The sequence below is a fragment of the Pseudomonas berkeleyensis genome, from assembly GCF_014109765.1.
Taxonomy (GTDB): Bacteria; Pseudomonadota; Gammaproteobacteria; order Pseudomonadales; family Pseudomonadaceae; genus Aquipseudomonas; species Aquipseudomonas berkeleyensis.
The window spans coordinates 24,340-49,999 of sequence record NZ_CP059139.1 but is presented as its reverse complement, the minus strand read 5'-3'; the positions used below and the strand labels follow the sequence as shown (position 1 = coordinate 49,999).

At 64.5% G+C, this 25,660-nt stretch carries 23 protein-coding genes; 10 read left to right on the top strand and 13 right to left on the bottom strand.

Annotation, left to right across the window (positions count from 1 at the left end; genetic code table 11):
* The first annotated feature begins 63 nt into the window (after positions 1-63).
* From fmt to HS968_RS00205, 4 genes are all read left to right on the top strand, one after another.
* Complete coding sequence (gene fmt, locus HS968_RS00220) at positions 64-996, top strand: methionyl-tRNA formyltransferase (RefSeq protein ID WP_182369566.1); 933 nt, start codon at positions 64-66, stop codon at positions 994-996.
* Positions 993-2,306 (top strand): 16S rRNA (cytosine(967)-C(5))-methyltransferase RsmB, encoded by a 1,314-nt coding sequence (gene rsmB / locus HS968_RS00215; protein ID WP_182369565.1) that lies wholly within the window; start codon positions 993-995, stop codon positions 2,304-2,306. Before fmt ends, rsmB begins: the two co-directional genes overlap by 4 nt.
* Before the next feature lie 11 nt (positions 2,307-2,317).
* Positions 2,318-3,691: a Trk system potassium transporter TrkA gene (trkA, locus tag HS968_RS00210; RefSeq protein ID WP_119692562.1), complete on the top strand. Its 1,374-nt coding sequence runs from the start codon at positions 2,318-2,320 to the stop codon at positions 3,689-3,691.
* A gap of 78 nt (positions 3,692-3,769) precedes the next feature.
* The gene (locus tag HS968_RS00205) at positions 3,770-4,084 is read left to right on the top strand and encodes a tetratricopeptide repeat protein (RefSeq protein WP_119692563.1); all 315 of its coding nucleotides are present in this window, start codon (positions 3,770-3,772) and stop codon (positions 4,082-4,084) included.
* 208 nt (positions 4,085-4,292) lie between these two features.
* Here the strand turns inward: HS968_RS00205 and HS968_RS00200 are convergent, their stop codons facing one another.
* The 4 genes from HS968_RS00200 to HS968_RS00185 all read right to left on the bottom strand — a co-directional run bounded on the left by HS968_RS00200 (position 4,293) and on the right by HS968_RS00185 (position 8,738).
* Positions 4,293-5,669 carry an aspartate aminotransferase family protein gene (locus HS968_RS00200; protein WP_182369564.1) on the bottom strand — a complete coding sequence of 459 codons (1,377 nt, stop codon included), beginning with the start codon at positions 5,667-5,669 and terminating at the stop codon, positions 4,293-4,295.
* Positions 5,670-5,689: 20 nt separating this feature from the next.
* Positions 5,690-7,153, bottom strand: a complete 1,464-nt coding sequence (locus HS968_RS00195) for an NAD-dependent succinate-semialdehyde dehydrogenase (protein ID WP_182369563.1) — start codon at positions 7,151-7,153, stop codon at positions 5,690-5,692.
* A gap of 199 nt (positions 7,154-7,352) precedes the next feature.
* Positions 7,353-8,003, bottom strand: coding sequence for a 7-cyano-7-deazaguanine/7-aminomethyl-7-deazaguanine transporter (locus HS968_RS00190; RefSeq protein ID WP_179623273.1), 651 nt, complete (start codon positions 8,001-8,003; stop codon positions 7,353-7,355).
* Between the two features lie 168 nt (positions 8,004-8,171).
* Entirely contained in the window at positions 8,172-8,738 is a 567-nt protein-coding gene (locus tag HS968_RS00185; RefSeq protein WP_119692567.1) for a C40 family peptidase, read from the bottom strand.
* Between the two features lie 205 nt (positions 8,739-8,943).
* On the opposite strand from HS968_RS00185, the gene choX reads away from it, so the two are divergent.
* Positions 8,944-9,870 carry a choline ABC transporter substrate-binding protein gene (choX, locus tag HS968_RS00180; RefSeq protein ID WP_182369562.1) on the top strand — a complete coding sequence of 309 codons (927 nt, stop codon included), beginning with the start codon at positions 8,944-8,946 and terminating at the stop codon, positions 9,868-9,870.
* A gap of 420 nt (positions 9,871-10,290) precedes the next feature.
* Positions 10,291-11,262: an IS110 family RNA-guided transposase gene (locus HS968_RS00175; RefSeq protein WP_182368261.1), complete on the top strand. Its 972-nt coding sequence runs from the start codon at positions 10,291-10,293 to the stop codon at positions 11,260-11,262.
* A 49-nt stretch (positions 11,263-11,311) separates the two neighbouring features.
* Here HS968_RS00175 and HS968_RS00170 read toward each other — a convergent pair whose 3' ends face one another.
* The 6 genes from HS968_RS00170 to ehuR form a co-directional block, all read right to left on the bottom strand.
* Positions 11,312-11,788: an Lrp/AsnC family transcriptional regulator gene (locus HS968_RS00170; RefSeq protein ID WP_179623270.1), complete on the bottom strand. Its 477-nt coding sequence runs from the start codon at positions 11,786-11,788 to the stop codon at positions 11,312-11,314.
* A gap of 109 nt (positions 11,789-11,897) precedes the next feature.
* On the bottom strand, positions 11,898-12,902 hold the full coding sequence (gene doeB / locus HS968_RS00165) for a N(2)-acetyl-L-2,4-diaminobutanoate deacetylase DoeB (protein WP_182369561.1): 1,005 nt from the start codon (positions 12,900-12,902) through the stop codon (positions 11,898-11,900).
* 4 nt (positions 12,903-12,906) lie between these two features.
* Positions 12,907-14,097, bottom strand: coding sequence for an ectoine hydrolase DoeA (gene doeA / locus HS968_RS00160; protein ID WP_119692571.1), 1,191 nt, complete (start codon positions 14,095-14,097; stop codon positions 12,907-12,909).
* A 58-nt stretch (positions 14,098-14,155) separates the two neighbouring features.
* Positions 14,156-15,133 carry an ectoine utilization protein EutC gene (eutC, locus tag HS968_RS00155; protein WP_182369560.1) on the bottom strand — a complete coding sequence of 326 codons (978 nt, stop codon included), beginning with the start codon at positions 15,131-15,133 and terminating at the stop codon, positions 14,156-14,158.
* Between the two features lie 9 nt (positions 15,134-15,142).
* Positions 15,143-16,114: a hydroxyectoine utilization dehydratase EutB gene (gene eutB, locus HS968_RS00150; RefSeq protein WP_182369558.1), complete on the bottom strand. Its 972-nt coding sequence runs from the start codon at positions 16,112-16,114 to the stop codon at positions 15,143-15,145.
* Positions 16,115-16,449: 335 nt separating this feature from the next.
* The gene (ehuR, locus tag HS968_RS00145) at positions 16,450-17,847 is read right to left on the bottom strand and encodes a MocR-like ectoine utilization transcription factor EhuR (protein ID WP_182369556.1); all 1,398 of its coding nucleotides are present in this window, start codon (positions 17,845-17,847) and stop codon (positions 16,450-16,452) included.
* A gap of 238 nt (positions 17,848-18,085) precedes the next feature.
* Here ehuR and ehuB point away from each other — a divergent pair, with 238 nt between their 5' ends.
* From ehuB to ehuA, 4 genes are all read left to right on the top strand, one after another.
* Entirely contained in the window at positions 18,086-18,931 is an 846-nt protein-coding gene (gene ehuB / locus HS968_RS00140) for an ectoine/hydroxyectoine ABC transporter substrate-binding protein EhuB (protein ID WP_179623264.1), read from the top strand.
* A gap of 64 nt (positions 18,932-18,995) precedes the next feature.
* Positions 18,996-19,655, top strand: coding sequence for an ectoine/hydroxyectoine ABC transporter permease subunit EhuC (gene ehuC, locus HS968_RS00135; protein WP_119692576.1), 660 nt, complete (start codon positions 18,996-18,998; stop codon positions 19,653-19,655).
* Positions 19,652-20,314, top strand: a complete 663-nt coding sequence (gene ehuD / locus HS968_RS00130) for an ectoine/hydroxyectoine ABC transporter permease subunit EhuD (protein WP_072425130.1) — start codon at positions 19,652-19,654, stop codon at positions 20,312-20,314. The genes ehuC and ehuD overlap by 4 nt, the downstream gene beginning before the upstream one ends.
* Positions 20,315-20,355: 41 nt before the next feature.
* Positions 20,356-21,135: an ectoine/hydroxyectoine ABC transporter ATP-binding protein EhuA gene (gene ehuA, locus HS968_RS00125; protein ID WP_182369554.1), complete on the top strand. Its 780-nt coding sequence runs from the start codon at positions 20,356-20,358 to the stop codon at positions 21,133-21,135.
* A gap of 112 nt (positions 21,136-21,247) precedes the next feature.
* Here ehuA and HS968_RS00120 read toward each other — a convergent pair whose 3' ends face one another.
* The 3 genes from HS968_RS00120 to HS968_RS00110 all read right to left on the bottom strand — a co-directional run bounded on the left by HS968_RS00120 (position 21,248) and on the right by HS968_RS00110 (position 25,569).
* Positions 21,248-22,501, bottom strand: a complete 1,254-nt coding sequence (locus HS968_RS00120; RefSeq protein ID WP_407681639.1) for a virulence factor family protein — start codon at positions 22,499-22,501, stop codon at positions 21,248-21,250.
* 1 nt (position 22,502) lies between these two features.
* Positions 22,503-25,139, bottom strand: a complete 2,637-nt coding sequence (mprF, locus tag HS968_RS00115; protein ID WP_182369552.1) for a bifunctional lysylphosphatidylglycerol flippase/synthetase MprF — start codon at positions 25,137-25,139, stop codon at positions 22,503-22,505.
* Between the two features lie 163 nt (positions 25,140-25,302).
* A complete protein-coding gene (locus HS968_RS00110; RefSeq protein ID WP_119692580.1) occupies positions 25,303-25,569 on the bottom strand; it encodes a PilZ domain-containing protein in 267 nt (88 codons plus the stop codon).
* Positions 25,570-25,660 lie beyond the last annotated feature (91 nt).

Genomic DNA, 25,660 nt, shown 5'->3' with positions numbered 1-25,660 from the left:
TAACCGAGCGCAGTAGTTTCCATGTGACCTGCCAGGCAAGCCTTTTTCTTTGGTGACTACCCCATGCGTATCGTCTTTGCCGGCACCCCGGAATTCGCCGCCGAGCACCTCAAGGCCCTGCTGGCCAGCCCGCACCAGATCATCGCCGTCTACACCCAGCCGGATCGCCCGGCCGGCCGTGGCCAGAAGCTGATGCCCAGCCCGGTCAAGCAACTCGCCGTCGAGCACGGTATCCCGGTTTACCAGCCGGCCAGCCTGCGCAATGAAGAGGCACAGGCCGAGCTGGCAGCCCTCAAGCCGGATCTGATGGTGGTGGTTGCCTACGGCCTGATCCTGCCGCAGGTGGTGCTCGACACCCCGCGCCTGGGCTGCATCAACAGTCATGCCTCCTTGCTGCCTCGTTGGCGTGGCGCCGCGCCGATCCAACGCGCGGTACAAGCCGGTGACGCCGAGAGCGGTGTCACCGTGATGCAGATGGAGGCCGGCCTCGACACCGGGCCGATGCTGCTCAAGGTCAGCACCCCGATCAGCGCCAGCGACACCGGCGGCAGCCTGCACGACCGCCTCGCCCAGCTCGGCCCGCAGGCGGTACTACAGGCCATCGACGGCCTGGCCGCCGGCACGCTGAAGGGCGAAGTGCAGGACGATGCCCTGGCCAACTACGCACACAAGCTGAACAAGGACGAGGCGCGCCTCGACTTCAGCCGGCCGGCCGTGGAACTGGAGCGCCTGGTGCGCGCCTTCCACCCCTGGCCGATCTGCCACACCACGCTGGGCAGTGATGCACTCAAGGTGCATGCGGCCGAGATTGGCGAGGGTGAGGGCGCCCCTGGCAGTATTCTCGCCGCCGACAAGAACGGCCTGACCGTGGCCTGCGGCGAGGGTGCACTGCGCCTGACTCGCCTGCAGTTGCCCGGCGGCAAGCCGCTGGCCTTCAGTGACCTGTACAACAGCCGCCGCGAGCAGTTCGCGCCCGGCCTGGTACTGGGTCAATGAATCCCCGCCTGGCCGCCGCACGCGCCCTGACCGCCGTACTCTCCGGCAAGGCCTCGCTGGGCAGCAGCCTGCCACCGCAGTTGGACAAGGTCGAACACCACGATCGCGCCCTGGCGCAGGATCTGGCCTTCGGCGCCGCGCGCTGGCAGCCGCGCCTGCAACTGCTGGCCGAGAAACTGCTGGAAAAGCCGTTCAAGACCGCCGACAAGGACGTGGAAGCGCTGCTGCTGATCGGCCTCTACCAGTTGCTGCACAGCCGCATCCCGGAGCATGCCGCCATAGGCGAAACGGTCGGCTGCGCCGGTGCGCTGAAGAAGCCCTGGGCCAAGGGCCTGCTCAACGCCGTGCTGCGCCGCGCTCAGCGCGAGCATGAAGCGATTTTCGCCGAACTCGATCGCGATCCGGTGCTGCACACCGCGCACCCGCGCTGGCTGCAAAAACAGCTCAAGACCTTCTGGCCCGAGCACTGGCAAGCCATCTGCGCTGCCAACAACGCGCATCCGCCGCTGATCCTGCGGGTCAATCGCCGTCACGGCAGCCGTGACGCGTACCTCACCGAACTGCGCGACGCCGGTATCGATGCCGAACCCTGCGCCTTCAGCCGTGACGGCGTACGCCTGCTGCAGCCCTGTGACGTGACCACGCTACCCGGCTTCAAGGAAGGCCGCGTCAGTGTGCAGGACGAGGCCGCGCAACTGGCCGCCGACCTGCTCGAACTGGCGCCGGGCCAACGCGTGCTGGACGCCTGCGCCGCTCCGGGCGGCAAGACCTGCCATTTGGTGGAGGTCGAGCCGGGCCTGAGCGAAGTGATCGCCGTCGATCTGGAGGCCAAGCGCCTGGCACGTGTGCGCGAGAACCTCGACCGCCTGCGCCTGGAGGCCACGCTGATCGCCGCCGATGGCCGCGATACCGGCGCCTGGTGGGACGGCCAGCCGTTCCAGCGCATCCTGCTCGACGCGCCCTGTTCGGCCACCGGCGTGATCCGCCGTCATCCGGACATCAAGCTGACCCGCCAACCCGAGGACATTCCCGCCCTGGCCCAGTTGCAGGGCGAGCTGCTCGATGCCCTGTGGCCGACCCTGACCCCCGGCGGCATCCTACTCTACGCCACCTGCTCGGTGCTGCCGACGGAAAACAGCGAGACCATCGCCGCGTTCCTCGCTCGCACCCCTGACGCGCAGGAAGTCGCCATCGCCGGCGAGTTCGGCCTGCAATCGGCACACGGTCGCCAACTGCTGCCACAGCTGGACGGCCACGACGGCTTCTACTATGCCAAGCTGCTTAAATCCGCTGCGCCAGAACGCAGCTAACGGAGCAACCAGTGAAGATCATCATTCTCGGTGCAGGCCAGGTAGGTGGAACCCTGGCAGAACACCTGGCCAGCGAAGCCAACGACATCACCGTGGTCGACACCGACGGTGATCGCCTGCGCGACCTCGGCGACCGCCTCGACATCCGCACCGTGCAGGGCAAGGGCTCGTTCCCCACCGTGCTGCGTCAGGCCGGTGCCGACGATGCCGATATGCTGGTGGCGGTGACCAACAGCGACGAAGTCAACATGATCGCCTGCCAGGTGGCCTACACCCTGTTCCATACGCCGACGCGCATCGCCCGTGTGCGCGAAGCAGCCTACCTGACCCGCGAAGCGCTGTTCGACAATGAAGCGATCCCGGTCGACGTGCTGATCAGCCCAGAGCAGGTGGTGACCAACTACATCAAGCGCCTGATCGAATACCCTGGCGCCCTGCAGGTGATCGACTTCGCCGAGGGCAAGGCGCAACTGGTCGCGGTCAAGGCCTACTACGGCGGCCCGCTGGTGGGTCAGCAGCTGCGCCAGATTCGCGCGCACATGCCCAACATCGACACCCGCGTCGCCGCCATCTTCCGCCGCAACCGGCCGATCCTGCCGCAGGGCGATACCGTCATCGAAGCCGATGACGAAGTGTTCTTCATCGCCGCCAAGGCGCACATCCGCGCAGTCATGAGCGAGATGCGCCGCCTCGAGGATGACTACAAGAAAGTGGTCATCGCCGGCGGCGGGCATATTGGCGAACGCCTGGCCGAGGCCATCGAGAGTCGCTACCAGGTAAAGATCATCGAGATGAACCCGGCACGCTGCCGCTACCTCTCGGAAAACCTGGAAAGCACCATCGTCCTGCAGGGCAGTGCCTCCGACCGCGACCTGCTGATGGAAGAGAACATCAACGATGCCGACATCTTCCTGGCCCTGACCAACGACGACGAAGCCAACATCATGTCCTCGCTGCTGGCCAAGCGCATGGGCGCGCGCAAGGTGATGACCATCATCAACAACCCGGCCTACGTCGACCTGGTGCAGGGCGGCGAGATCGACATCGCCATCAGCCCGCAGCTGGCCACCATCGGCACCCTGCTGACCCACGTGCGCCGCGGCGATATCGAGAGCGTGCACAGCCTGCGCCGCGGCGCGGCCGAAGCGCTGGAGGTGATTGCCCACGGCGACGCCAAGTCGAGCAAGGTGATCGGCCGCATGATCAAGGACATCGCCCTGCCACCGAGCACCACCATCGGCGCCATCATCCGCGACGAGGAGGTGTTGATCGCCCATGACAGCACCGTAATCGAGTCCGGCGACCACGTGATCCTGTTCCTGGTCGACAAGAAATACATTCGCGATGTCGAGCGTCTGTTCCAGGCCGGTCTGACCTTCTTCTGAGTCCCTCATTGCATCCGGCTACCAGCGCGTAGCCCGGATGAAATCCGGGGATGCCCACATGACGATGCAGGAGCCAAGATGAGTACCGATGCACTGGAAAAGATGCTGGCCAAGGGCATGGACAACGCCCTGCTGCGCTTCGGCCTGGGCAAGGCGCATCTGGATGGCGGCAATGCCACGCAGGCGGCCGAGCACCTGCAACGCTGCGTGGAGTTCGACCCGAGCTATTCCGCCGCCTGGAAGCTGCTGGGCAAGGCGCTGCAGGCCGCAGGCGACCACGACGGTGCTCGCCAGGCCTGGCAGCAGGGCATCGCCGCGGCACAGGCCAAGGGCGACAAGCAGGCCGAGAAGGAAATGACGGTGTTTCTACGCAAGCTGGACAAGCCACGCTGATCGACTCGGTGCGCACCCTACAGCACCGTTGCGAACCGTAGGGTGCGCCGTGCGCACCGAAACAAAACCATCACCTCCTGTTCTCAGGGACTCAAGCTGTCGCGGCTGATGTCCCTTTCACACTTTCTTCTGCAACTCTGCGAATGGCTGGCCGAAGCACCGAGCCAGCCGCGGTGCGCACAGCACACCCTACGCCATTCAGCTGGCCTTAAAGCACTTCGCTGGCCACCGCATCCACTGCTGCCTTGGCGATCCCCACCACCTCGTCCGCCTCGGCCTTGGTCAGCACCAGCGGCGGGGCGAAACCGAGGATGTCGCCGTGCGGCATGGCGCGGGCGATCATGCCGCGTTCCAGGCAGGCGGCGGAGACGCGCGGGCCAACCTTGAGTGCAGCATCGAAGGGCGTACGCGCCTCCTTGTCGGCCATGAACTCAAGCGCGGCGAGCATGCCGACACCACGCACTTCGCCCACCAGTGGATGGCCTTCGAAGGTCTGACGCAGCTGCTGGTTGAGGTAGGCGCCAACATCAGCGGCGTTGGCGGCGATGTTTTCCTTCTCCAGGATATTCAGGTTGGCCAGCGCAGCGGCGGCGCAGATCGGGTGACCAGAGTAGGTCCAGCCATGGCCCATAGCGCCGTCGCGGCTGGAAGCCTCGTCGATCACGTTCCACACCTTCTCACCGACGATCACTGCCGAAAGCGGCGCGTAAGCGCTGGTCAGGCCCTTGGCCGTGGTGATCAGATCCGGCTGCATGCCGAACATCTGGCTGCCCATCGGCGTACCCAGACGGCCGAAGGCGCACACCACCTCGTCGGCGATCAGCAGGATGTCGTACTTGGCCAGCACGGCCTGGATCGCCTCCCAGTAACCGTTCGGCGGCACGATGATGCCGCCGGTGCCCATCACCGGCTCACCGATAAAGGCGGCCACGGTATCCGGCCCTTCGGCCAGGATCAGACGCTCCAGATCCTCGGCGCAGTGGCGCACGTAAGCCGCTTCGTCCATGCCAGCCGGCGCCTTGTAGAAGTGCGGGCAGGCGGCGTGTTTGATGTCTGCGTGGGGCAGATCGAAATGCTGGTGAAAGCCGGCCAGGCCGGTGAGGCTGCCGGTCATGATCCCCGAGCCGTGATAGCCGCGCTGGCGGGAGATGATCTTCTTCTTCGCCGGGCGGCCGAGCACGTTGTTGTAGTAGCGCACCAGCTTGATCTGGGTCTCGTTGGCGTCCGAGCCGGACATGCCGTAGTAGACCTTCTTCATGCCCTGTGGCGCCCAGTCGATGATGCGCGCCGACAGTTCGATGATGGCCTCGGTCGAGTGGCCGACGTAGGTGTGGTAGTAGGCCAGCTCCTTGGCCTGCTTGTAGATGGCCTCGGCCACCTCGGTGCGGCCGTAGCCGATGTTCACGCAGTACAAGCCGGCGAAGGCGTCGATCAGCTCTCGGCCTTCATGATCCTGGATGCGAATGCCCGAGGCGCCGGTGATGATGCGCCCCTTGAGCGCGCCGCTGGCATGATCATGGGCATGGGTGGACGGGTGCATGAAGTGGGCACGATCCTGGGCGAACAGCTCGTCGTAATAGCTCATGGGTAATCCTCCGAAGGGGCTCAGTAACGCTGGCCCTGGTGATGAATGCAGAAGTACTTGGTTTCGACGAAGGGCTCGAAGCCTTCCGTGCCGCCCTCACGGCCAAGGCCGGAGGCTTTCATGCCACCGAAGGGGATCGGGTGGCCGGTGAATTTGGTGCCATTGACCGCGACCATGGCGTGATCGAGGCGGCGGATCAGCGGGTGGACGACATCCACGCGATTGGAACAAATGTAGGCGGCCAGGCCGTATTCGGTGTCGTTGGCCATGGCCACGGCTTCGTCCAGGGTGTCGAAGGCGCGTACGCCGGCGATGGGCGCGAAGTTCTCCTCGCGGTAGATGCGCATGCTGTCAGTGACATCGGCCAGCAGCGTCGGCTGCCAGAACCAACCGCCAAGGGCATGCGGCTCGCCGCCAACCAGCAGGCGCGCACCTTGTTCGAGGGCATCGGCGACCCGTGCAGCAGTCGCGTCCAGCGCAGCCTGGTGCATCAGCGGGCCGATCTGGTTGCGCTCGTCATGACCGGGGCCAACACGCAGGCCACGTACGGCCTCGGCGAAACGCTGTAGGAATTCTTCGTAGACGGGGCGCTCCACCAGAATGCGATTGGCAGCGCAGCAGTCCTGGCCGGAGGTCTGGAACTTGGCATCCAGCGCCACCTGCACGGCGTGATCGAGATCAGCATCGGCGCAGACGATCAGCGGCGCGTTGCCGCCCAACTCCAGCGCCACCTTCTTCACATCCTCGGCAGCCGCTTGCAGTACCAGCTTGCCGACGCGGGTCGAGCCAGTGAAGCTCACCGAGCGCACGCGGGTATCCTTCACCAGGGTTTCCATGGCCATCTGCGGCTCGCCCAACACCACGTTGAACACGCCAGCCGGCAGGCCGGCTTCCTCGGCCAGCTGGGCCAGGGCGAAGGCGCTGTAGGGCGTCTCGTGCGCTGGCTTGACCACCACGGTGCAGCCGGCAGCCAGGGCGGCGGCGGCCTTGCGGGTGATCATCGCCGAAGGGAAGTTCCAGGGCGTGAGCAGGGCGCAAACGCCAACCGGCTCCTTCAGCGTACCGAGTTGGGCACCGGGGATATGGCTGGGAATGGTCTGGCCGTACAGTCTGCGCGCCTCTTCGGCGAACCAGGGGATGAAGCTGGCGGCGTAGCGAATCTCGCCACGGGCTTCGGCCAGCGGCTTGCCCTGTTCCTGGCTGAGGATGCGCGCCAGGTCTTCCTGATGCTGCAGGATCAGCTCGGCCCAACGGCGCAACAGCGCCGCACGGGTTTCCAGGCTCTGCTCGCGCCAGCTGGCGAAGGCACGCTGAGCGGCGTCCACCGCGGCGATGATCTGCTTCTCACCGAGCATCGGCACGTGGCCAATCACACTCTGGTCGGCAGGGTTCTGCACGGCGATGCTGGCGCCGTCGTCGCTATGCAGCCAGTGACCGTCGACATAGCACAGCGATTTGAACAGCAGGGGATGGTCGAGGAGCATGGCGATGTCTCCGGGCCGATGGGCATGGGAGACATGCTAGGGAAGGGCGGCTTGGCGTTTTTTCCAAGCGGCCCCCGCGTCACCTCAGTTTTTTCTGAAGGTGGCGGGGCAATAGGAGAATTCTCGTGTGCCATAGCCCGGATGAAATCCGGGACAGGGCACAGAACATTCCCGGATTGCATCCGGGCTACGGATGTTCTCAGGCCGATACGGTGCGCTGCGGCAAGCGCCGCACGATGGCGCTGAGCAGCATGCCGTACAGCGGTACGAACAGCGCCAGGCTGACCGCCAGCTTGATCACGTAGTCGACCACGGCGATCTCCACCCAGTTGGCGGCCATGAACGGGTCACTGCTCTGCCAGAAGGCGATGGAGAAGAACGCCAGGGTGTCCATGGCCTGACCGAATACGCTGGAAGCGGCCGGGGCGATCCACCAGTGCTTGAGCTGGCGCAGGCGATCGAACACCTGGATGTCGAGCAGTTGCCCGAGCACGTAGGCGAGGAAGCTGGCCAGGGCGATACGGAACACGAATAGGTTGAACTCGCCGAGCGCCGCCAGGCCGCCGAAGGCGCCTTCATGGAACAACACCGAGACCACGTAAGAGGCCACCAACGCCGGCACCATCACCCGTGCAATGACCACGCGCGCGGCATGCTTGCCGATCAGGCGCACGGTGAGGTCGGTAGCCAGGAAGATGAACGGGAAGCTGAAGGCGCCCCAGGTGGTGTGCCAGCCAAAGATAGTCATCGGCAACTGCACGAGGTAGTTGCTGGCGATGATGATGAGGATGTGAAACGCGATCAGCGCAGCCAACACGGCGCGACTGACCGATGCAGGAAGCAGGGTCATGGCATGTCCTTTTTCGTAGAGTGGGGTGAGGGAACCCACTGCCGCAGCCGACATGGCCGCGAGCGGCGCGCATTCTAGCGCGTTGTTGACCCGCAGGATAGGTTTTGCCGCAGACGACCAGCCCGCTCGGATAGAAGGTCGCGCCGTGCAGGAATGACGGTTGCCTGATCAGGCCTCCGGCACCACCCGCTTGGCCAACTGGAAGTGCCGCTGCCAGTACGCATTGTTGAGGCGGTCGATGCGCACCTTGGTGCCGCGGCGAGGCGCATGGACGAAGCGACCCTCACCAATGTAGATGGCCACGTGATCCACCGAGCGGCTGCGGATGCGGAAGAACAGCAGATCGCCCGGCTGCAGATCGCTGCGCTTCACCGAAGGTGCATCCACGCGTGACAGCGCGCGCGAGGTGCGTGGCAGGTCGAGGTCATCCTGGGTCTTGAAGGCGTATTGCACCAGGCCGCTGCAATCGAAACCCTGCCGAGGGCTGGTACCACCCCAGCGGTATGGCGTGCCCAAGGCCCCCAGGGCGCGGTCGATCACTTCACGGGCCGGCTCAGGCTCGGCTATCGGCGAGGCGGCTGGAACGGTATGGATGCGAAAAGTGGCGGAGGCTTGGGTACAAATTCCCAGTAAAAGAGCGCCTCCCAGACAAAATGACATGAAGAATTTATTCAAACCCAGTAACCCTGGTGATTGGCCTTTGTGCGGAAGCCTTTCCGAATCAAGGCATTGCATCGAAAACGAGCCTCCTACCCGTCCCGGAGACGGACTACCTGGAAAAGTCTTTGGTTCATTTTCAAGCGAGACGAGTCGACGAACGGTTTGCCGCTGAAGCCTTCGTATTACCGACCCATCGCGTCCAATTACGATCCGACTGTTGAGCCATACACCCTCGGCCGCTAAGGTCACCGAGCGACTCATAACCGGAAAGGATTCACCCATGACGCTCAAAGCCTTCCTGCTCGGCGCCTCGCTGCTGGCGCTCGCCCATGGCGCCCAGGCGCAAACCGAAAGCGCCAGTTGCAGCACGGTGACCCTGGCCGACCCGGGCTGGAGCGATATCGCGGTCACCAACGGCATCGCCAGCCTGCTGCTCGATAGCCTGGGCTACAAGGCGCAGACACGAACCCTGGCCGTACCGATCATCTTCGCTGGGCTACAGAAAGGGCAGGTCGATGTGTTTCTCGGCAACTGGATGCCGGCCGGCCAGCACGATTACGAGCGCTACGTGGCCAGCGGGCAGATCGACAAGGTGGTGGAAAACCTCGGCGGCACCGAATACACCCTGGCCGTGCCGACCTACGCCCATGAAGCCGGGGTGAAGGATTTCAACGACCTCGCCAAATTCGCCGACAAGTTCGGCAAGAAGATCTACGGCATCGGCTCCGGCTCGCCGGCCAACGACTACATCCGCCAGATGATCACCGACAACGAGTTCGGCCTGGGCGACTGGCAGTTGGTGGAATCCAGCGAGCAGGCGATGCTGGTACAGGTCGGCCGCGCGGTGAAGCGCGATGAATTCGTAGTGTTCCTCGGCTGGACGCCGCACCCGATGAACGTGCAGTTCGACATGCGGTACCTCAAGGGCGGCGAGAAATTCTTCGGCAGCACCGGCTCGGTGAATACCCTGGCGCGCAAGGGCTATGTGGCCGAATGCCCGAACGTGGGCAAGCTGCTGACCAACCTGAAATTCACCCAGGAGATGGAGAACACCATCATGGACGACGTGCTTAATCGCAAGGTGGCCAACGCCACGGCGATCAAGAACTGGATCAAGGCCAACCCCGAGGTGCTCGATGGCTGGCTGGAGGGTGTGGAAACCCGTGATGGCGGTGATGGGCTGGCGGCGGTGAAAGGCAAGCTCTGATACCGCATTCCGGTGTCGGTCGAACCACTTCCCGTAGGGTGGGTTAGCGACGCTAAACGCGAATCGATGATGCCCACTATCGTGGCGCGTCGCGTAACCCACCAGACAATGAAACGTGTTGCGCCGATGGTGGGTTACGCCACAACCAACAAGGCGAAACGTTCGGTCACCCCAGTAGGCGGCTAACCCACCCTTGTATCTCGACCATAGCCTCCTGCGAGGTTATGGTTCCCGACTGATCATCGGGGGAGGAGCTGCAGGCCGTACCCACCCTTAAGCCTTGAGCTTGCCTCGTAGATTGCGCTGCGCTTCTCCGCACTCATCCGCCAAGTCCGAACGGTATCCAGAGCTTCGAGCTCGCATCAGCAAGGTTGGACAGGATGACGTGATGATCGGTGCAAATCTGTGGAGGAGGACATTATGGCAGCGGTAGTGGGCGTTGATATCGCCAAGCGCACCTTCGATCTGGCGATCTTGCAACCTAACGGCAAGCACCGAACCAAAAGCAAACTGAGCAACGACAAGGCAGGCTTTGCGGTCTTCGCCGACTGGCTGCAGCGACATGCCGAGCCTGGCGCATGGATCGTGATGGAGGCCACGGGCATCTATCACGAGGCGCTTGCTGAGCATTTCCATGAACTGGGTTATCGGATCGCGGTGCTCAACCCGTCGCAGATCGCCCGTTATGCCCAGAGCCAACTGCAACGCAGTAAAACGGACAAACTGGACGCCAAGCTGATCGCCACCTATGGCCAGCTACACGTCGAGCACTTGCGTGGCTGGTACCCGGAGCCGGTGTCCGTGCGTCAGCTGCGTGCCTTGACCCGGCGCCTGGAGGATCTGCAGTCGCTGCGGCAGATGGAGCTCAATCGACTCGACGTCAGCTCGAGCACTGTTCAAAGCTCGATTCAGGCGGTTCTGCAAAGGCTCGATGAACAGATCGCCTGGACGCTAGAACAGATCAAGCGACATATCGACGATGACCCGGATTTGCGTGGTAAACGCGACTTGCTCGTGAGCATCAATGGTATCGCCGAGAAGACCGCGGCTCTGATAATGGCTGAACTCGGTGATATCGAACGCTTTACCGATGCACGTGCCGTCACGGCATTTGCCGGTTTAGATCCACGGTTACAAGAGTCTGGTGTCGCCCGAGGCCATAGCGGCATCTCTCGCACGGGCTCGGCCAGACTACGGACTGCGTTGTACCTGCCTGCCGTGGTGGCGCTCACTTATAACCCAGCGATCAAAGCGCAGGCTGAGCGCCTGAGAGCCAGGGGCAAGAGGGGTAAACAAACCGTCTGCGCAGCGATGCGCAAGCTGCTGTGCATCGCTTATGGCGTACTGAAATCGCGCAAACCTTTCGATCTTGCTTTGGCAATTGCACGGTAAGGCGCAAGACGGTATCTACAGATGTCCGACGCCTCAGGGTTGGCGAACGTCAGTCGTCCAGTTCGGCGGGCGCACCCGAGGCGTCCCCCTTTATGGTCTTGGTGACGATATAGGTGAAGTAGCGCTCAATGCCCAGGTCTTCCAGCAGCAGCTGGTCGATGAAGCGCTGGTAGTGATCAATATCGCGGGCGCGGATCATGGCGATGTAGTCGACGCCGCCACCGGTGGCGTAGCAGAAGCCCACCTCCGGCGCCTCGGCCAGGCGTTGCTCGAAGCGGCGCATGTCCTGCGCGGTGTGGCGGGCCAGGGTGATTTCCACCAGTACCTGCTGGCTCCTGAACAGCGCTGCCCAATCGATCTGCGCGCGGTAGCCCTTGATCAGCCCGGCACTTTCCAGCTTGCGCACCCGCTCCCAGGCCGGCGTCACCGAGAGGTTGATCGCCTCGGCCAGGGCCGACTTGGTGATCCGCCCATCCTCGGAGAGGATGCGCAGGATCTTCAGGTCATAGCGGTCGAGCTTGTGCATCGGGGGCCTCGGTTGATTGGTTAGGGCGCTGGCAGGCGACAGCTTCGCGGCTGAAGCGGAATGCCGCCCAGCCGCTCCTACAACGATGCAGCCGGATGGCGATCCGCTTCTAGTCCACCACCTCGGCAATGACCGCGAGGGTATCCCCACTTTTTACCAGCCCCGGGAAATGCCGGGCTGCGAGCAAGCCACTGCGTTTGGCGCGATATTCGGCAGCCGGCGCGCCAGTGCGGCGGGCGCTGTGTACGCGGGCGATCACTTCGCCCTTCTCGACCAGCTCGCCAAGGTCGCGGCACATTTCCAGCAGGCCATCGTCCTCACTGGCGACGAAGCAGTCGCCGTCGGGCATATCGAGCATCACCGACTCGCCCGCTTCGATTTCGCCCTGCAGCAGGCCGAAATGGATCAGCAGGTTGCGCACGCCGCGCTCGGCGATGGCCAGGCTTTTCGCCGTGCTGCTACCGCCGCCGCCCAGTTCGGTGGTGACGAATACCTTGCCCTGTTCCTCGGCGGCGGTGTCGTACATGCCCACTGCATCCAGCTCCAGCATGCGCATGCAGTAGGGCGCGGCGAAAGCGCGCATGCCGGCAGCGCAGGCAGCGTCCTGGGCCGCATCCGGCAACATGTGGCAGGCGGCGAACGGCAGAAAATCCAGGGTCTTGCCACCGGAGTGGACGTCGAGCACCACGTCGGCCATGGGCAGCAGGGTGCGCTGGAAGTAGTCGGCGATCTTTTGCGTCACCGTGCCGTCCGGCTTGCCAGGGAAGCTGCGGTTGAGGTTGCCCTTGTCGATGGGCGAGGTGCGGCTGCCGGCCTGCACGGCGGGGGTGTTCATGAACGGCACGATGATCACCCGACCAGTGACGTCCTGGGCGCGCAGGCGCTGGGCCAGTTTGCTCAGCGCCAACGGGCCTTCGTATTCGTCGCCATGGTTGCCGCCGGTGAGCAGCGCGGTGGGGCCGCTGCCGTTCTTCACCACGGTCACCGGGATCATCACCGCCCCCCAAGCCGAATCGTCACGGGAATAGGGCAGCTTGAGAAATCCGTGCTGTATGCCGTCACGGTCGAAATCGACCGTGGGGCTGATGGGGTTGTCGCGCAGAACGTCGGTCATGGCATCAGTCCTTCACGAACAGCTTGCGCGGCACGTCGCAGAGCGTTTCCACGCCGCTGTCGGTGATCAGGATCGATTCGGTGATCTCCAGCCCCCAGTCGTCCAGCCACAGGCCCGGCATGAAGTGGAAGGTCATCCCCGGCTGCAACACGCTTTCGTCGCTCGGGCGCAGACTCATGGTGCGCTCGCCCCAGTCCGGCGGATAACTGATACCGATGGGGTAGCCGCAGCGGCTGTCCTTGTGGATACCGAACTTCTCCAGCACCTTGAAGAAGGCGCGGGCGATATCGCCGGTGGTGTTGCCCGGCTTGGCTGCTTCCAGGCCGGCGGCGATGCCTTCGACCACGGCCTTCTCGCCATCGAGGAAATGCTGCGGCGGCTTGCCCAGGTAGATGGTGCGCGACAGCGGGCAGTGATAGCGCTTGTAGCAGCCGGCGATCTCGAAGAAGGTGCCGGCGCCGCTGATCATCGGCGAGTCGTCCCAGGTCAGGTGCGGCGCGCTGGCATCGGCGCCGGTGGGCAGCAGCGGGACGATGGCCGGATAGTCGCCGCCATGGCCGTCTGCACCGAGGATGCCGGTGCGGTAGATCTCGGCGACCAGCTCGTTCTTGCGCAGCCCCGGCTCGATCTTGTCGAAGATCGCCGCATGCATCTGCTCGACGATCTTCGCCGCGATGCGCATGTAGCCGATCTCGGTGGGCGACTTGATCGCCCGCTGCCAGTTGACCAGCGCAGTCGAATCGACGAAGCACGCGTTGGGCAGATTGCGCTGCAGCGAGCCGTAGGCGGCGGCGCTGAAGTAGTAGTTATCCAGCTCGACGCCGATGCTGAGTTTGTCCCAACCACGGGCGGCGATGACCTCTTTGGACAGGTAGTCCATCGGGTGGCGCTCGGTGGACTGCACGTAATGGTCGGGGTAACCGACGATATTGCTCTGCTGCATGAACACCGTGCGCTTGGCGCCGTTGGCGTCCTGGCCGCGGCCGTACCAGACCGGCTCGCCATCGAGCGCCAGCAGCACGCACTGGTGCACGTAGAACGACCAGCCGTCATAGCCGGTGAGCCAGGCCATGTTGGACGGGTCGGTGACGATCAGCAGCTCGATGCCCCTGGCCTGCATGGCGCTGCGCGTCTTGGCCAGGCGCTGGGCATATTCCTCCCGGCTGAAGGGGAGGTTGACGACGATTTCGGACATTGCGTTGCCCTCGTGATGGAACGGTTATTCAGGCGCGGCGTGCCGCGCCCGCAGGGTTTCAGGAGTCGAAACTGAGGCCTTTGCCGGCCGCGACAGCGCGCTGGTAGGCAAGACTGGCGATGGCGGTGTCCTGGGCGCCGGTGCCGGTCAGGTCGCACAGGGTGATCTGGTCATTGGCAATGCGCCCCGGGCGCTGGCCGGCGATCACCTGGCCGAGCTCGGCGAAGTCATCCTCGGCATGCACCAGGCCGGCGGCGATGGCGTGATTGAGCTCACCGAGCACGCGAGTCTGGCTCAGGCGATCCGCCACGTAGGCATCGACTCGCGCCAGCACGGCCGGAGCGATTTCGTTCTTGTGCTCGGCATCCGAGCCCATGGCAGTGATATGCAGGCCGGAGCGTAGGTGCTGCGGCTGTATCAGCGGCTCGCGACTCGGCGTGGTAGTGATGGCGATATCGGCACCATCGAGCGCCGCGTCGACGCTGTCCACCGCGCGCGCATCGTCCAGCTCGGCGGCCATGGCCTGGGCCTTGGCGGGATCACGCGCCCAGATACGCACCTCGCTTACATCACGCACCAGGCGCAGGGCCTGCAACTGCAGGCGCGCCTGCTCGCCGGCACCGAGGATGGCGACCACCTTGGCGTCTTCGCGGGCCAGCCATTTGGCGGCGATGGCGCCAGCGGCAGCAGTACGCACCGCGGTGAGGTAGCCGTTATCCAGCAGTAGCGCATCGGCCAGGCCGGTCTGCGCCGAGAACAGCATCATCAGGCCATTGAGGCTGGGCAGGCCGAGCTTGGGATTGTCGAAGAAGCCGGGGCTGACCTTGATCGCGAAGTGCGCCACCCCGGGCAGGTAGGCAGTCTTCACGTCCACCTCGCCGTTGTGCTCGGGCACGTCCAGACGCAGGATCGGCGGCATCGCCACGGCAGCGGTGGCGAGCAGACGGAAGGCGTTCTCCACTACGGCAAGGCTGTCAGTGTCGAGGCCGACGCAGTCGCGCAGATCGGCCTGGTTGAGAATCAGGGTCTTGGCCATGGGGACTCCTCAGGCGTCGGCGCCATTGAGCACGCGCAGGTGCTGGTCGATGTCGATGTTGCCGCCGCTGATCACCACCACCACCGGGCCGCGTGGTTCGATCAGGCCATCGAGCAGGGCGGCGATGCCCACCGCCGCGGCGCCCTCGACCACCAGCCGTTCTTCGCGGTAGGCGTGGCGGATGCCACGGGCGATGGAAGCTTCGTCGAGCAGGTGAACCTGGTCGCACAGCTCGCGAGTGATGGCATAGGTGAAGCGGTTGTCCAGGCCGATGCCGCCTCCGAGCGAGTCGGCCAGGGTCGGCAGTTCCTCCACCTCGACCGGCTCACCAGCCTCAAGGCTGGCGTGCATCGCCGCGCCCAGTTGCATGCTGATGCCGTGGGTACGAATGGCCGGGCTGGCCGCCTTGATCGCCAGCGCCACGCCGGCGAACAGGCCGCCGCCAGACAGCGGCACCAGCACTTCGCAGACGTCCGGGCACTGCTCGAGAATCTCCAGGCCCAGGCTGCCCTGGCCGGCGATCACGTGTGGGTGGTCGAAGGGCGGGATAAATGCGGCGCCCTGCTCGCGGGCGATACGCAGGGCTTCGAGCTGGGCGTCGTCCTGGCTGCGGCCACTGATCACCACCTCGGCGCCCAACTCGCGAATGGCGCGCACCTTGTTCTGCGGCACCAGCTCGGAAAGGCAGACGATGGCCTTTACCCCTTGCTGTGAAGCAGCGAAGGCCAGAGCACGGCCATGGTTGCCAGTGGAGGCAGTGACCACGCCAAGGCGCTTCTGCTCGGCATCCAACTGCGCCACCGCGTTGCTCGCACCGCGCAGCTTGAAGCTGCCAGTGGCCTGCTGCGATTCCAGCTTCAGCCACACCGGAACACCGGCCAGGCGGCTCAGGCTGGGCGAATGTTCCAGCGGCGTCTGACGCACCAGGCCGGCGATACGCTGGCGAGCCTGAAGCAGGTCATCGAAGGGGATGGAAGACATGGCGCACGTTCCGTGAAGGTGTGCGGCCGAGTGTATGAGCGGGAAATTGAGTGGCTGAATGTACTAGGACGATTTTTTATCTGGGCGTTTGTGCCATGTGGAAATCGGTGCGCACGGCGCACCCTACAGACACGTCGACCGTAGGGGGCGACGCACGCACCCGCTTGTAGCCTGGATGAAATCCGGGAAGCATCGGAGCAAACCACTCCCGGATTTCATCCGGGCTACAAGAGCCCCTCTCCCCAACCCTCTCCCACAAGCGGGAGAGGGGGCTAAATCCTTATACCGTCGGAGATGTTGTAGGAGCGGCTTCAGCCGCGAAGCTTCTTACCGTGCTAGAAATCATGCACCTTCGGGTACTGCTCGAAGACGTCACGCACGATCTGCACGCCCTGGCGCATCTTCGCTTCGCTGCATTCGGCGCCGACGCACAGGCGCACCGCTCGCGGTCGTGGCATGCCCGGCGGAACGAAAGGATCAGGCAACGTCAGCGCCACGTTGCGCCGGCGCAGCTCGCGCAGCAGGCCATCGGTTTCCCAGCCTTCGGGCACGCGCAACCAGCTGTTGAGCGAATAGGGATGGTTGCCGATCAGGTGCTCGCCCAGTTCCAGCTCCACCAGGGCTTGCCGGTTGGCCAGCAATTGCCGCTGCAGCTGCACCAGATCCTCGGCCTCACCTGAATCGATCCAGCGCGTGGCGATTTCACCGAGCAGCGACGGCGCCATCCAACTGTTGACCCGCAGGATGCTCTCGGTACGCAGAGCCAGGCGTTTGGGCATCACCAGGTAGCCGATGCGCAGGCCGGTGAGCACCGACTTGGTCATGCTGGTGCAGTAGAACGACAGCTCCGGCGCGTAGTGACTCAGTGGCCGCGTGCTTTGCTGGCCAGCCAGCAACGGGCCGTAGACGTCGTCCTCGATGATGTACACGCCATAGCGGCGAGCGATCTCGGCGATCTCACGGCGGCGCTCGTCGGGCATCAGCGCGCTGGTGGGGTTGTTGAGGTTGGGCGTGCAGACCAGCGCGGTGATCCGTTCGTTACCGCACATGTCCTCGAAGTGCTCGGGGTTCAGGCCGTAGCGATCCATCTCCAGGCCCTTGAGGGTGAAACCGAGCACCTGCGAACTGCCGATGGCGCCGTGGTCGGTCAGGCCTTCGCAGAGCACCACGTCATCCGGCCCGGCCAGGGTGGCCAGGGCGAGGAAGATGGCGTGCGCGGCGCCGCTGGTCAGCAGCACGTCCTCGATGCCCACATCCATGCCCAGGCGCGCCAGCCAGCGCACCGCAGCCTCGCGCTGATGCTGCATGCCGGCAATCGGGCGGAAGGCGTGAATCCACGGCTGATCCGGCTCTTGCGCCAGCTCCAGGCAGGTCTGCCGCCACAGGCGGTCGTGGGCGTCAGTGTGCAGGATGCGCGCGTTGGAGAAATCCATCAGCGCCTGCTCGCTGCGATCGAGCATGCTGGTGGCCACACGTTCGCTGGTGCGTCGCGAAACGAAACTGCCGCGGCCCACCTCGCAACGCACGCGGCCCTGACGCTCCAGTTCCTTGTAGGCATTGGTCACGGTCTGCACGCTGATGCCCAGGGCATCTGAAACCTGACGTTGCGGTGGCAACCGTTGGCCGTCGATCAGGGTACCCTGTTCGATGTCGGCGGCGACCGCCTGAACCAGCAGCTTGTATTTCGACTCGCCCGGGCGAGCGTTGGCCAGGGCCTTCTTCCAGTTGTGCATCGATGGCTCCTCCGGCAACTGCGTCCAAGCATCCCGCGTGAGGCCTTGCGATTCAATTGTCCTAGTGCAATGCCGCAGCCAAAAAAGCCTTTGTATGCTCGGGCCAAGGGTGGAAAACAGACTCTTAGAAGAACCACCACCCGGCGCAGGCCTCCTGTGCACCAACGCTCTTGATTTACCTGCCTCCTAACACAGCACGCCGCCATTGGCGGACTACAAGAAACAGGAGAACACCAAGATGAGTAGCGTTATCCCCTCCCGCTTCGGCCGCCTTGCGCTGGCCTGCGTCCTGCTCACCGGCTTCGCTGCCGGCGCCCAGGCCTCGACCCTGGACAAGGTCAAGGACAGCAGCAGCGTGCGCATCGGCTACGCCAACGAAACCCCCTTCGCCTACACCGCCCTCGATGGCAGCGTCACCGGCGAGTCGCCAGAGATCGTCAAGAAGATCTTCGAGCGCATGGGTGTCGAGAAGATCAACCCGGTGCTCACCGAATGGGGCTCCTTGATCCCCGGCCTGCGTGCCAGCCGCTTCGACCTGATCGCCGCCGGCATGTACATCACCCCCGAGCGCTGCAAGCAGGTGCTGTTCACCGACCCGCACTACCAGTTGCCCGATACGCTGCTGACCAAGGCCGGTAACCCGAAGAACCTGCACAGCTACGAAGACATCGCCAAGAGCGGCGCCAAGCTGGCGATCATGTCCGGCACGGTGAACCTGGGCTATGCCCGTAACGCCGGCATCAGCGACGACCAGATCCTCCAGGTGCCGGATACCACCGCGCAGCTGCAGGCCGTACGTGCCGGTCGCGCCGATGCCGCCGTCGGCACCCAGCTGACCATGAAGGGCCTGGCCGACAAGGGCGGCGACAGCGTCGAAGCCATCAGCGAGTTCAAGGACGATCCGGCCCACACCGGCTACGGTGCCCTGGCCTTCCGCCCGGAAGACAAGGATCTGCGTGATGCGGTCAATGCCCAATTGAAGGAATGGATCGGCAGCGAGGAGCACCTGGCTACGGTGAAACCCTTCGGTTTCGACCAGTCCAACATCACCGACAAGACCGCCGCCGAACTCTGCGGCCAGTAATGAACGGATCACGCTGCGCACTCCGGTGCGTGGCGCGCTTGCGTACATCGAGCGGTAGACATTCATGACCGATCTTCTTCCCCTGCTGCTGCAAGGCGCCTGGGTCACCGTGCAAGTCACCTTCTGGGGCTCGCTGCTGGCCATCGTCTCGGCAGTGATCGCCGCCCTGGGCCGGCTGTCGCCGATCGCCCCGCTGCGCTGGCTGGCCATCACCTACATCGAAATCTTTCGCGGCACCTCGCTGCTGGTGCAGCTGTTCTGGCTGTACTTCGTGCTGCCGATGCCACCGTTCAACGTCGAGATGAGCGCCTTCACCGTGGCCATCGTCGGCCTCGGCCTGCATATCGGCGCCTATGGCGCGGAGGTCATGCGCGGCGCCATCCGCTCGGTGGCCAAGGGTCAGTACGAGGCCTGCACGGCGCTGAACATGCGGCCCTCGAAGCGCTTCCTGCGCATCATCCTGCCGCAGGCGCTGCTGGCAGCGATCCCGCCAGGCACCAATCTGCTGATCGAGCTGCTGAAGAACACCTCGCTGGTCTCGCTGATCACTCTGTCTGACCTGGCCTTCCGCGCCCGTCAGCTGGATCAGGCGACCTTCATGACGCTGGAGATCTTCGCCCTGACTCTGCTGCTGTATTTCGTCATGGCCCAGGTGATCAACCTCGGCATGCGCCTGCTGGAAAAACGCCTGAGCCGTGGCCGGATGCGCGGAGGCCTGCAATGAATTTCTTCGACTGGGATTTCGCCCTGAGCATCCTCCCGGATCTGCTCAAGGCCTCGCTCAATACCCTGCTGATCACTTTCGCCGGCTTCGCCATCGCCATCGTCGTCGGCCTGCTATTAGCCATCGCCCGGCGCAGCAAGCACCTGTGGCTGTCCTGGCCGGTGGCCGGGCTGATCGAGTTCATCCGCAGCACGCCGCTGCTGATCCAGGTGTACTTCCTGTTCTACGTGTTCCCCAACTACGGGCTGAACCTCACTGCGCTGCAGGCAGGCATCCTCGGCATCGCCCTGCACTACGCCTGCTACACCGCCGAGGTGTATCGCGCCGGCCTCGACGCGGTGCCGCGTGGCCAGTGGGAAGCGGTGACGGCATTGAACATGTCGCCACTGTCAGCCTACCGGCAGATCATCCTGCCGCAGGCACTGCGGCCAATCCTGCCGGCGCTGGGTAACTACCTGGTGGCCATGCTCAAGGACACCCCGGTGCTGTCGGCCATCACCGTGGTGGAAATCATGCAGCAGGCCAAGAACATCGGCTCGGAAAGCTTCCGCTACCTCGAGCCCATCACCATGGTCGGTCTCTTCTTCCTCCTGCTCAGCCTGGCCCTGGCCTGGTGCGTAAGGCGTGTGGAAGATCGGCTGGAGGTCACTGCCCGATGACTGCTCTCCTCAATTCCACAGACGCTGCCGGGAGTTCCTCCATGCCCCAGCCCATCGTTCGCTTCACCGACGTGACCAAGCGTTACGGCAATCTCACCGTGCTCAACAAGCTCAACCTGGAAGTCGCCCCCGGCGAGAAGGTGGCGATCATCGGTCCCAGCGGCTCGGGCAAATCGACCCTGCTGCGCGCGTTGATGACCCTGGAGAGCATCGACGAAGGGGTGATCTCGGTCGACGACGAACCTCTGACACACATGCCCGGCCGCGATGGTCGTCTGGTGCCCGCCAGCGCCAGCCACCAGCGCAAGGTGCGCGGCAAGATCGGCATGGTGTTCCAGAGCTTCAACCTGTTCCCACACATGTGTGCACTGCAGAACGTGATCGAAGCACCGATGCAGGTGCTCGGCATGGGCAGGAAGGAAGCCACCGAACGCGCCGAGGATCTGCTGGCGATGGTCGGCCTGGGCGAGAAACTGCGTCACTTCCCTTCGCAGTTATCCGGCGGTCAGCAGCAACGCGTGGCCATCGCCCGTGCACTGGCGATGCGGCCCAAGGTGATGCTGTTCGACGAGGTGACCTCGGCACTCGACCCGGAACTGTGCGGCGAGGTGCTCAACGTGATTCGCCGCCTGGGCAGCGAGCACAACCTGACCATGCTGATGGTCACCCATCAGATGGGCTTCGCCCGCGAGTTCGCCGACCGCGTGTGCTTCTTCCACCAGGGCTGCATCCATGAGCAGGGCACGCCGGATCAGTTGTTCGGCAACCCGCAGCAGGAACGGACGAAGGCGTTTCTCAGCGCGGTGAACGAGGCCAATTGAGGATGGGCTCCCTGCTGTGTGCAATCTTGTAGGAGCGGCTTTAGCCGCGATTTTTCGCGGATGAATCCGCTCCTACAGAATCAGGGCAATCCATTGGTATGCGTCAGTGAGACTAACGCGGCTGCCGTGCCTTGATCGCCGCCAACATCTTCTCCGCCAGCGCGGCGTAATCACCATCGAAGTGGTGACCGCCCTTGATCATCAGGTGCTCCCCCGGGGCGCCGGCTTCGGTGCAGCCGCTCTCGGCCGTCTCCTCGCTGCCGTAGATGCAATACACCTTGGCTGCCGGCACCTTGCGCAATTCGGGGCCGGTGGCCGCTTCTGCACCATCCTTGCCGAGCCAGCCGCTGACAGCGATCTCGAAACTGCCGCTGCGGGCGAAGGCCAGCAGCAGCATGGTATCGACCTGCTGCTGATCACTGGCCGGAAGGCGGTTGTAGATCGCCGGCAGCACGTCGGCGCCAAAGGAGTAGCCAGCGAGCACGAAGCGCTTGATATGCCACTTGTCGCGATACTGCTGCATCAGCCGTGACAGGTCGGCGGCGCTCTGTTCAGGGCTCTTGTGCTGCCAGTAGTAGCGCAGGGTGTCGATGCCCACCACCGGATAACCGGCAGCGGCCATGTGCTCGGCGGAAGCACGGTCGAGGTCACGCCAGCCGCCATCGCCGGAATAGAACAGGGTCAGGGTATCGGCCGGTTGCGCCGAGGGATGCTCGATCACCGGCATCGCCGCGCCCTGGCCGGCAAGCAGGTGTTGCAGTTCATCGGCCAGCAGGATCGGCAGCGGCGTACCCAACGCGCCGATGCGCGGCTCACCGTTGTTCTGCTCGCGCAGGAAACGTGCGTTGTCGTCACCCGGGTTGTCGTTCCACAGGGCGATCCAATGGCCGTGCTCGGCCTTGCTCGGCAAGGGCTCAGCGCAATCGGGCTTGGCCAGATCGAATCCGACAGACAGTGCCTGGGCCTGGTCGTCGCTTTGCGCCGCCAGCCAGCGCCAGGCCGAGGCCGCCGCCGGGCCGATACCGGCGACCAGGGTCGGTGTGCCGCCCAGTTGCTCGCTGGCCTGGCTGAGCAACTGCTGCTGCGCCTTGCAGTCACCCGCCACGAAAGGCAGTTGCAGCAGGCGCAGATCGCCGCCCTCGGCAAAACGGCGTAGCGTGGTTTCATCCAGCGCCTGCTCGGCTGGCGCGAGCAGCAGTACACGCTGACGCGCTTCGCCCTGGCTCAGCAGTTGCGCCGATGTGCCCTGTATCTGCACCGTCTGCAGATGCGGTAGCGCACGCATTGACCACCACCAACCCACAGCGCCTGCAGCCAGAGCCGTAACCAGCAACAACCCACCCAGCGTCCTTGTCGTCCTGCTCATCTCAACGCCTCACCAGTCCACCCAGGCCGCCCGCGATCAGCGCGGCGGTGTCGGCCAATGCCACCCAGGGATCGAGCCCGGCCGGCACGGCCAGGTAACGCGGCTCCCACTGCGGCAGGAATTTATCCTTGAAGCGGCGCAGGCCCTGGAAGTTGTAGAAACTCTCGCCACGGTCGAACACCAGCGCCCCCAGGCGCAATGGCAGCGGCGCCCCCTTGCGCGTCTGCAGACCGGCCAGCGGCACCATGCCGAGGCTGAAGCGCGCATAGCCCTCACTCTGGAATTGCTGGATAAGCCCCAGCATGAGGAACTCCATGGTCGACTTCGGCGCATTCGGCAGTACACGCATCAGGTCGAGGCTGGCCACCGCGCGCGTTTCGCATTCCAGCAGGTTGGCGAAGGCCACCGCACGCCCCTCGAAGCGCACCACCACGACTCGAAAATGTGCCAGGTATTCAGGGCTGAAACGGCCGAGGGAAAAGCCTTTCTCGCGTACGTTCTTGCCCTGCAGCCAGGCGTCGGAGATCGCATGCAGCTCCTCCATCGGCACCTGGCCGGGGGCATGGAATTCCAGGCTCAGGCCATCGCGTTGGCCGCGATTCCAGGTGTAGCGCAGCGCCTTCATCTCCTTGCCATTGCTGGCCAAGTCGAAGGTCTTCAGATCCACCAGTGCCTCTTCACCGAGCTTCAGCGCGGTCAGGCCGATATCGATGTAACCGGGCAGATTCTCCGCGCGCACCTGATAGAACACCGGTCGCGCATGGTGGCGGTCACAGAGGTCGCGGAACTGCCAGATCAGCTCGGCACGGGCGGCCGGCGGGCCAATGGGGTCGAACAGCGCCACCAGGCTGCGTCCGCGGCGGGCGTACATGAGGAAGGCATCGCCGTCGGGATGGAACAGCAGGGCTTTGTCGCCACTCAGCGCCAGGCCACCTTCGGGTTGTCGTGAGGCCTGGACGATGGCGCGAGCGCGCAGCAGTGCATCCTCGTCCGGCAGGCTGATGCTCGGTGGCGTGGCGCGCAACAGCCAGGTCAGGCCGACAGCCAGCAGCACCAGCGCACTGCCCAGTGCCGCACGCAGACCGCGCGGGGCATTGGCATCCAGCTCGAACTGCCACCACAGCTGATGGCTGTAGGCGACATCCTGATAGGCGAACAGCAACAGCCACACCGAGGTCGCGATGACCCCGGCCGTGGCCGCCAGCACCAGGCCTGAGGCCGGCACATCCATCAGCCGGCTACGCCGGTAGAACTCGCGGCGAAACAGCGCCAGCAAGCCGGCGATGGCGGCCAGGGCCAAAGCCTCGGGCCAGTCGAAGCCCTTGAGCAGCGACAGCACCACGCCCAGGCAGAGCAGCACCAGAGTCAGCGCCCAGGCTGCCGACAGGCGCCGACGCAGCCCTTGCGCCAGCAACAGGCAGAGCGTGCCGACCAGGCTGGCCGCCAGGTGCGAGGCGGCGATCAATTGCGGCGGCATGAGAAAGCCCAGCGCTTCCAGATGCTCGTCCACGGTCGGCGTCACCCCGGAGAACAGCAGCAGCGTGCCGGCGCAGAACACCAGCAGAGCCAGCACAGGCACCGCCATGCCACTGGCCACCCGCGCCACCTGGCGCGGGAACCACAGGCGACGCGCCTCGGCAGCCAGCAGCAGGAGCCCGGCAGCCACCAGCGGCAGGATCACGTAGAGCAGGCGATAGAGCAGCATCGCTGCGACCAATCCAGCCGGATCGATGCGCGAAGAGAAGGCCGCCAGCAGCACCGCCTCGAATACCCCGACGCCACCCGGCACATGGCTGAGCACGCCGGCTGCCAGCGCCAGCATGTAGATCAGCACGAAGGAGGAAAAAGGCGGGGCCTCGGGCAGCAGCAGGTACAGCACGCTGGCGGCAATCAGCACATCCAGGCTGCTGATCAACAGTTGCGTCAAACTCATGCGCAAGCCCGGCAGACGCAGGCTGAAACGGCCCAGGTCGACCTGCCAACAGCCCGGCGCGGGCCGCTCGGCCAGGCGCTTGCGACTCACCAGCAGGACTACCGCCAGGGCCACGGCCAGCACGGTAACCGCCAACACCGCCAGCACCGGCTCGGAAAGACGCAGCGCGGCCGAGGCATCCTCAAGGTCGAACAGGGCCGCCAGCGCCGCGAGAATCGGCAGGCTGACGCCCAGCGACAGGCTGGCGAACAGGCTCATGCGCGCCACATCGCCCGCACCAAGCCCATTGCGCCCGTACAGGCGGTAGCGCACCGAGCCACCGGACAACGCCGACAGACCCACCGCATTGCCGATGGCGAAGGCACAAAAGCCGCCCAACGCCAGGGTCGGCGGCGGCAAGTCAACGTTGGCATAACGACTGGCCGACCATTCGTAGGCCAGCATCACCAGAAAACCCAACACCGTAGCCAGCAGAGCACCGAGCAGCGCCTGCGGCGGCACCGCAGCCAGCGACTCGCGGACCTGATCCGGATTGATCTCACGCACCAGGTGCCAGCAGGCCACCAGCGCCAGGCCGAATAGCAACAGCGACAGGCTGAGGCCGATCAGGTGCCGATTGCGCTGCAACCAGCCGGGTTGAGGGGAAGGGGAAAGGTCTGGCGCATCTGCGCCTTCAGCGGGAAGTTCGGGTACCGCTCGACTCATGTCGAAAACGCCTCTGATGGACGCCACCTCGGAGTGAGGCCTTGATCAGAGTGTAGATGTAACAAAATGTTCCATTGATCCGAAACTTTCCGTGTACATCCCGCTCCGACACGATCACCTTGCAGTCACCCCCGTCGACGTACCGCGGGTATTGAACGAACGTTTAGGCTTCGCCGAGGAACCGCAGACCCGCCCCTTCGGCGTCGACCCGCATCACTTCCATCTTCAGAACCGGAGCGGGAAACGGTAGATCCTGCACCTGGCCGATCACTTCGGCACCGACCGACAGGACGGCCATGTCAGGATGCTTCACGTAGACACCACTATCGGACAGGTCACGCGTCTGCGCCAGTAACTCACCGAAGCTGGGGTGGCTGATCTTGATCCGGCACTTCATCGGGGTACGCACCTGCTGACGCTGGTTCGGCATGAGGGCTCCAGAAATGGGCGAACGAGTTCACCTTTAATAGCGCATTCCCGTGACAAGGCCCAGCGAGCGGCAGAAAAAAGGCGCCATCGAG

Coding starts and splice junctions, on each gene's coding strand:
- doeB (WP_182369561.1), bottom strand. CDS start 12,902: ATGACCGACGTTCTGCGCGACAACCCCATCAGCCCCACGGTCGATTTC.
- HS968_RS00170 (WP_179623270.1), bottom strand. CDS start 11,788: ATGCACAAGCTCGACCGCTATGACCTGAAGATCCTGCGCATCCTCTCC.
- ehuB (WP_179623264.1), top strand. CDS start 18,086: ATGAGTAGCGTTATCCCCTCCCGCTTCGGCCGCCTTGCGCTGGCCTGC.
- eutC (WP_182369560.1), bottom strand. CDS start 15,133: ATGGCCAAGACCCTGATTCTCAACCAGGCCGATCTGCGCGACTGCGTC.
- HS968_RS00200 (WP_182369564.1), bottom strand. CDS start 5,669: ATGAGCTATTACGACGAGCTGTTCGCCCAGGATCGTGCCCACTTCATG.
- HS968_RS00120 (WP_407681639.1), bottom strand. CDS start 22,501: ATGAGCAGGACGACAAGGACGCTGGGTGGGTTGTTGCTGGTTACGGCT.
- HS968_RS00190 (WP_179623273.1), bottom strand. CDS start 8,003: ATGACCCTGCTTCCTGCATCGGTCAGTCGCGCCGTGTTGGCTGCGCTG.
- HS968_RS00195 (WP_182369563.1), bottom strand. CDS start 7,153: ATGCTCCTCGACCATCCCCTGCTGTTCAAATCGCTGTGCTATGTCGAC.
- doeA (WP_119692571.1), bottom strand. CDS start 14,097: ATGTCCGAAATCGTCGTCAACCTCCCCTTCAGCCGGGAGGAATATGCC.
- ehuA (WP_182369554.1), top strand. CDS start 20,356: ATGCCCCAGCCCATCGTTCGCTTCACCGACGTGACCAAGCGTTACGGC.
- ehuR (WP_182369556.1), bottom strand. CDS start 17,847: ATGCACAACTGGAAGAAGGCCCTGGCCAACGCTCGCCCGGGCGAGTCG.
- eutB (WP_182369558.1), bottom strand. CDS start 16,114: ATGTCTTCCATCCCCTTCGATGACCTGCTTCAGGCTCGCCAGCGTATC.
- HS968_RS00185 (WP_119692567.1), bottom strand. CDS start 8,738: ATGCAATGCCTTGATTCGGAAAGGCTTCCGCACAAAGGCCAATCACCA.
- ehuC (WP_119692576.1), top strand. CDS start 18,996: ATGACCGATCTTCTTCCCCTGCTGCTGCAAGGCGCCTGGGTCACCGTG.
- mprF (WP_182369552.1), bottom strand. CDS start 25,139: ATGAGTCGAGCGGTACCCGAACTTCCCGCTGAAGGCGCAGATGCGCCA.
- HS968_RS00175 (WP_182368261.1), top strand. CDS start 10,291: ATGGCAGCGGTAGTGGGCGTTGATATCGCCAAGCGCACCTTCGATCTG.
- HS968_RS00205 (WP_119692563.1), top strand. CDS start 3,770: ATGAGTACCGATGCACTGGAAAAGATGCTGGCCAAGGGCATGGACAAC.
- fmt (WP_182369566.1), top strand. CDS start 64: ATGCGTATCGTCTTTGCCGGCACCCCGGAATTCGCCGCCGAGCACCTC.
- HS968_RS00110 (WP_119692580.1), bottom strand. CDS start 25,569: ATGCCGAACCAGCGTCAGCAGGTGCGTACCCCGATGAAGTGCCGGATC.
- ehuD (WP_072425130.1), top strand. CDS start 19,652: ATGAATTTCTTCGACTGGGATTTCGCCCTGAGCATCCTCCCGGATCTG.
- rsmB (WP_182369565.1), top strand. CDS start 993: ATGAATCCCCGCCTGGCCGCCGCACGCGCCCTGACCGCCGTACTCTCC.
- choX (WP_182369562.1), top strand. CDS start 8,944: ATGACGCTCAAAGCCTTCCTGCTCGGCGCCTCGCTGCTGGCGCTCGCC.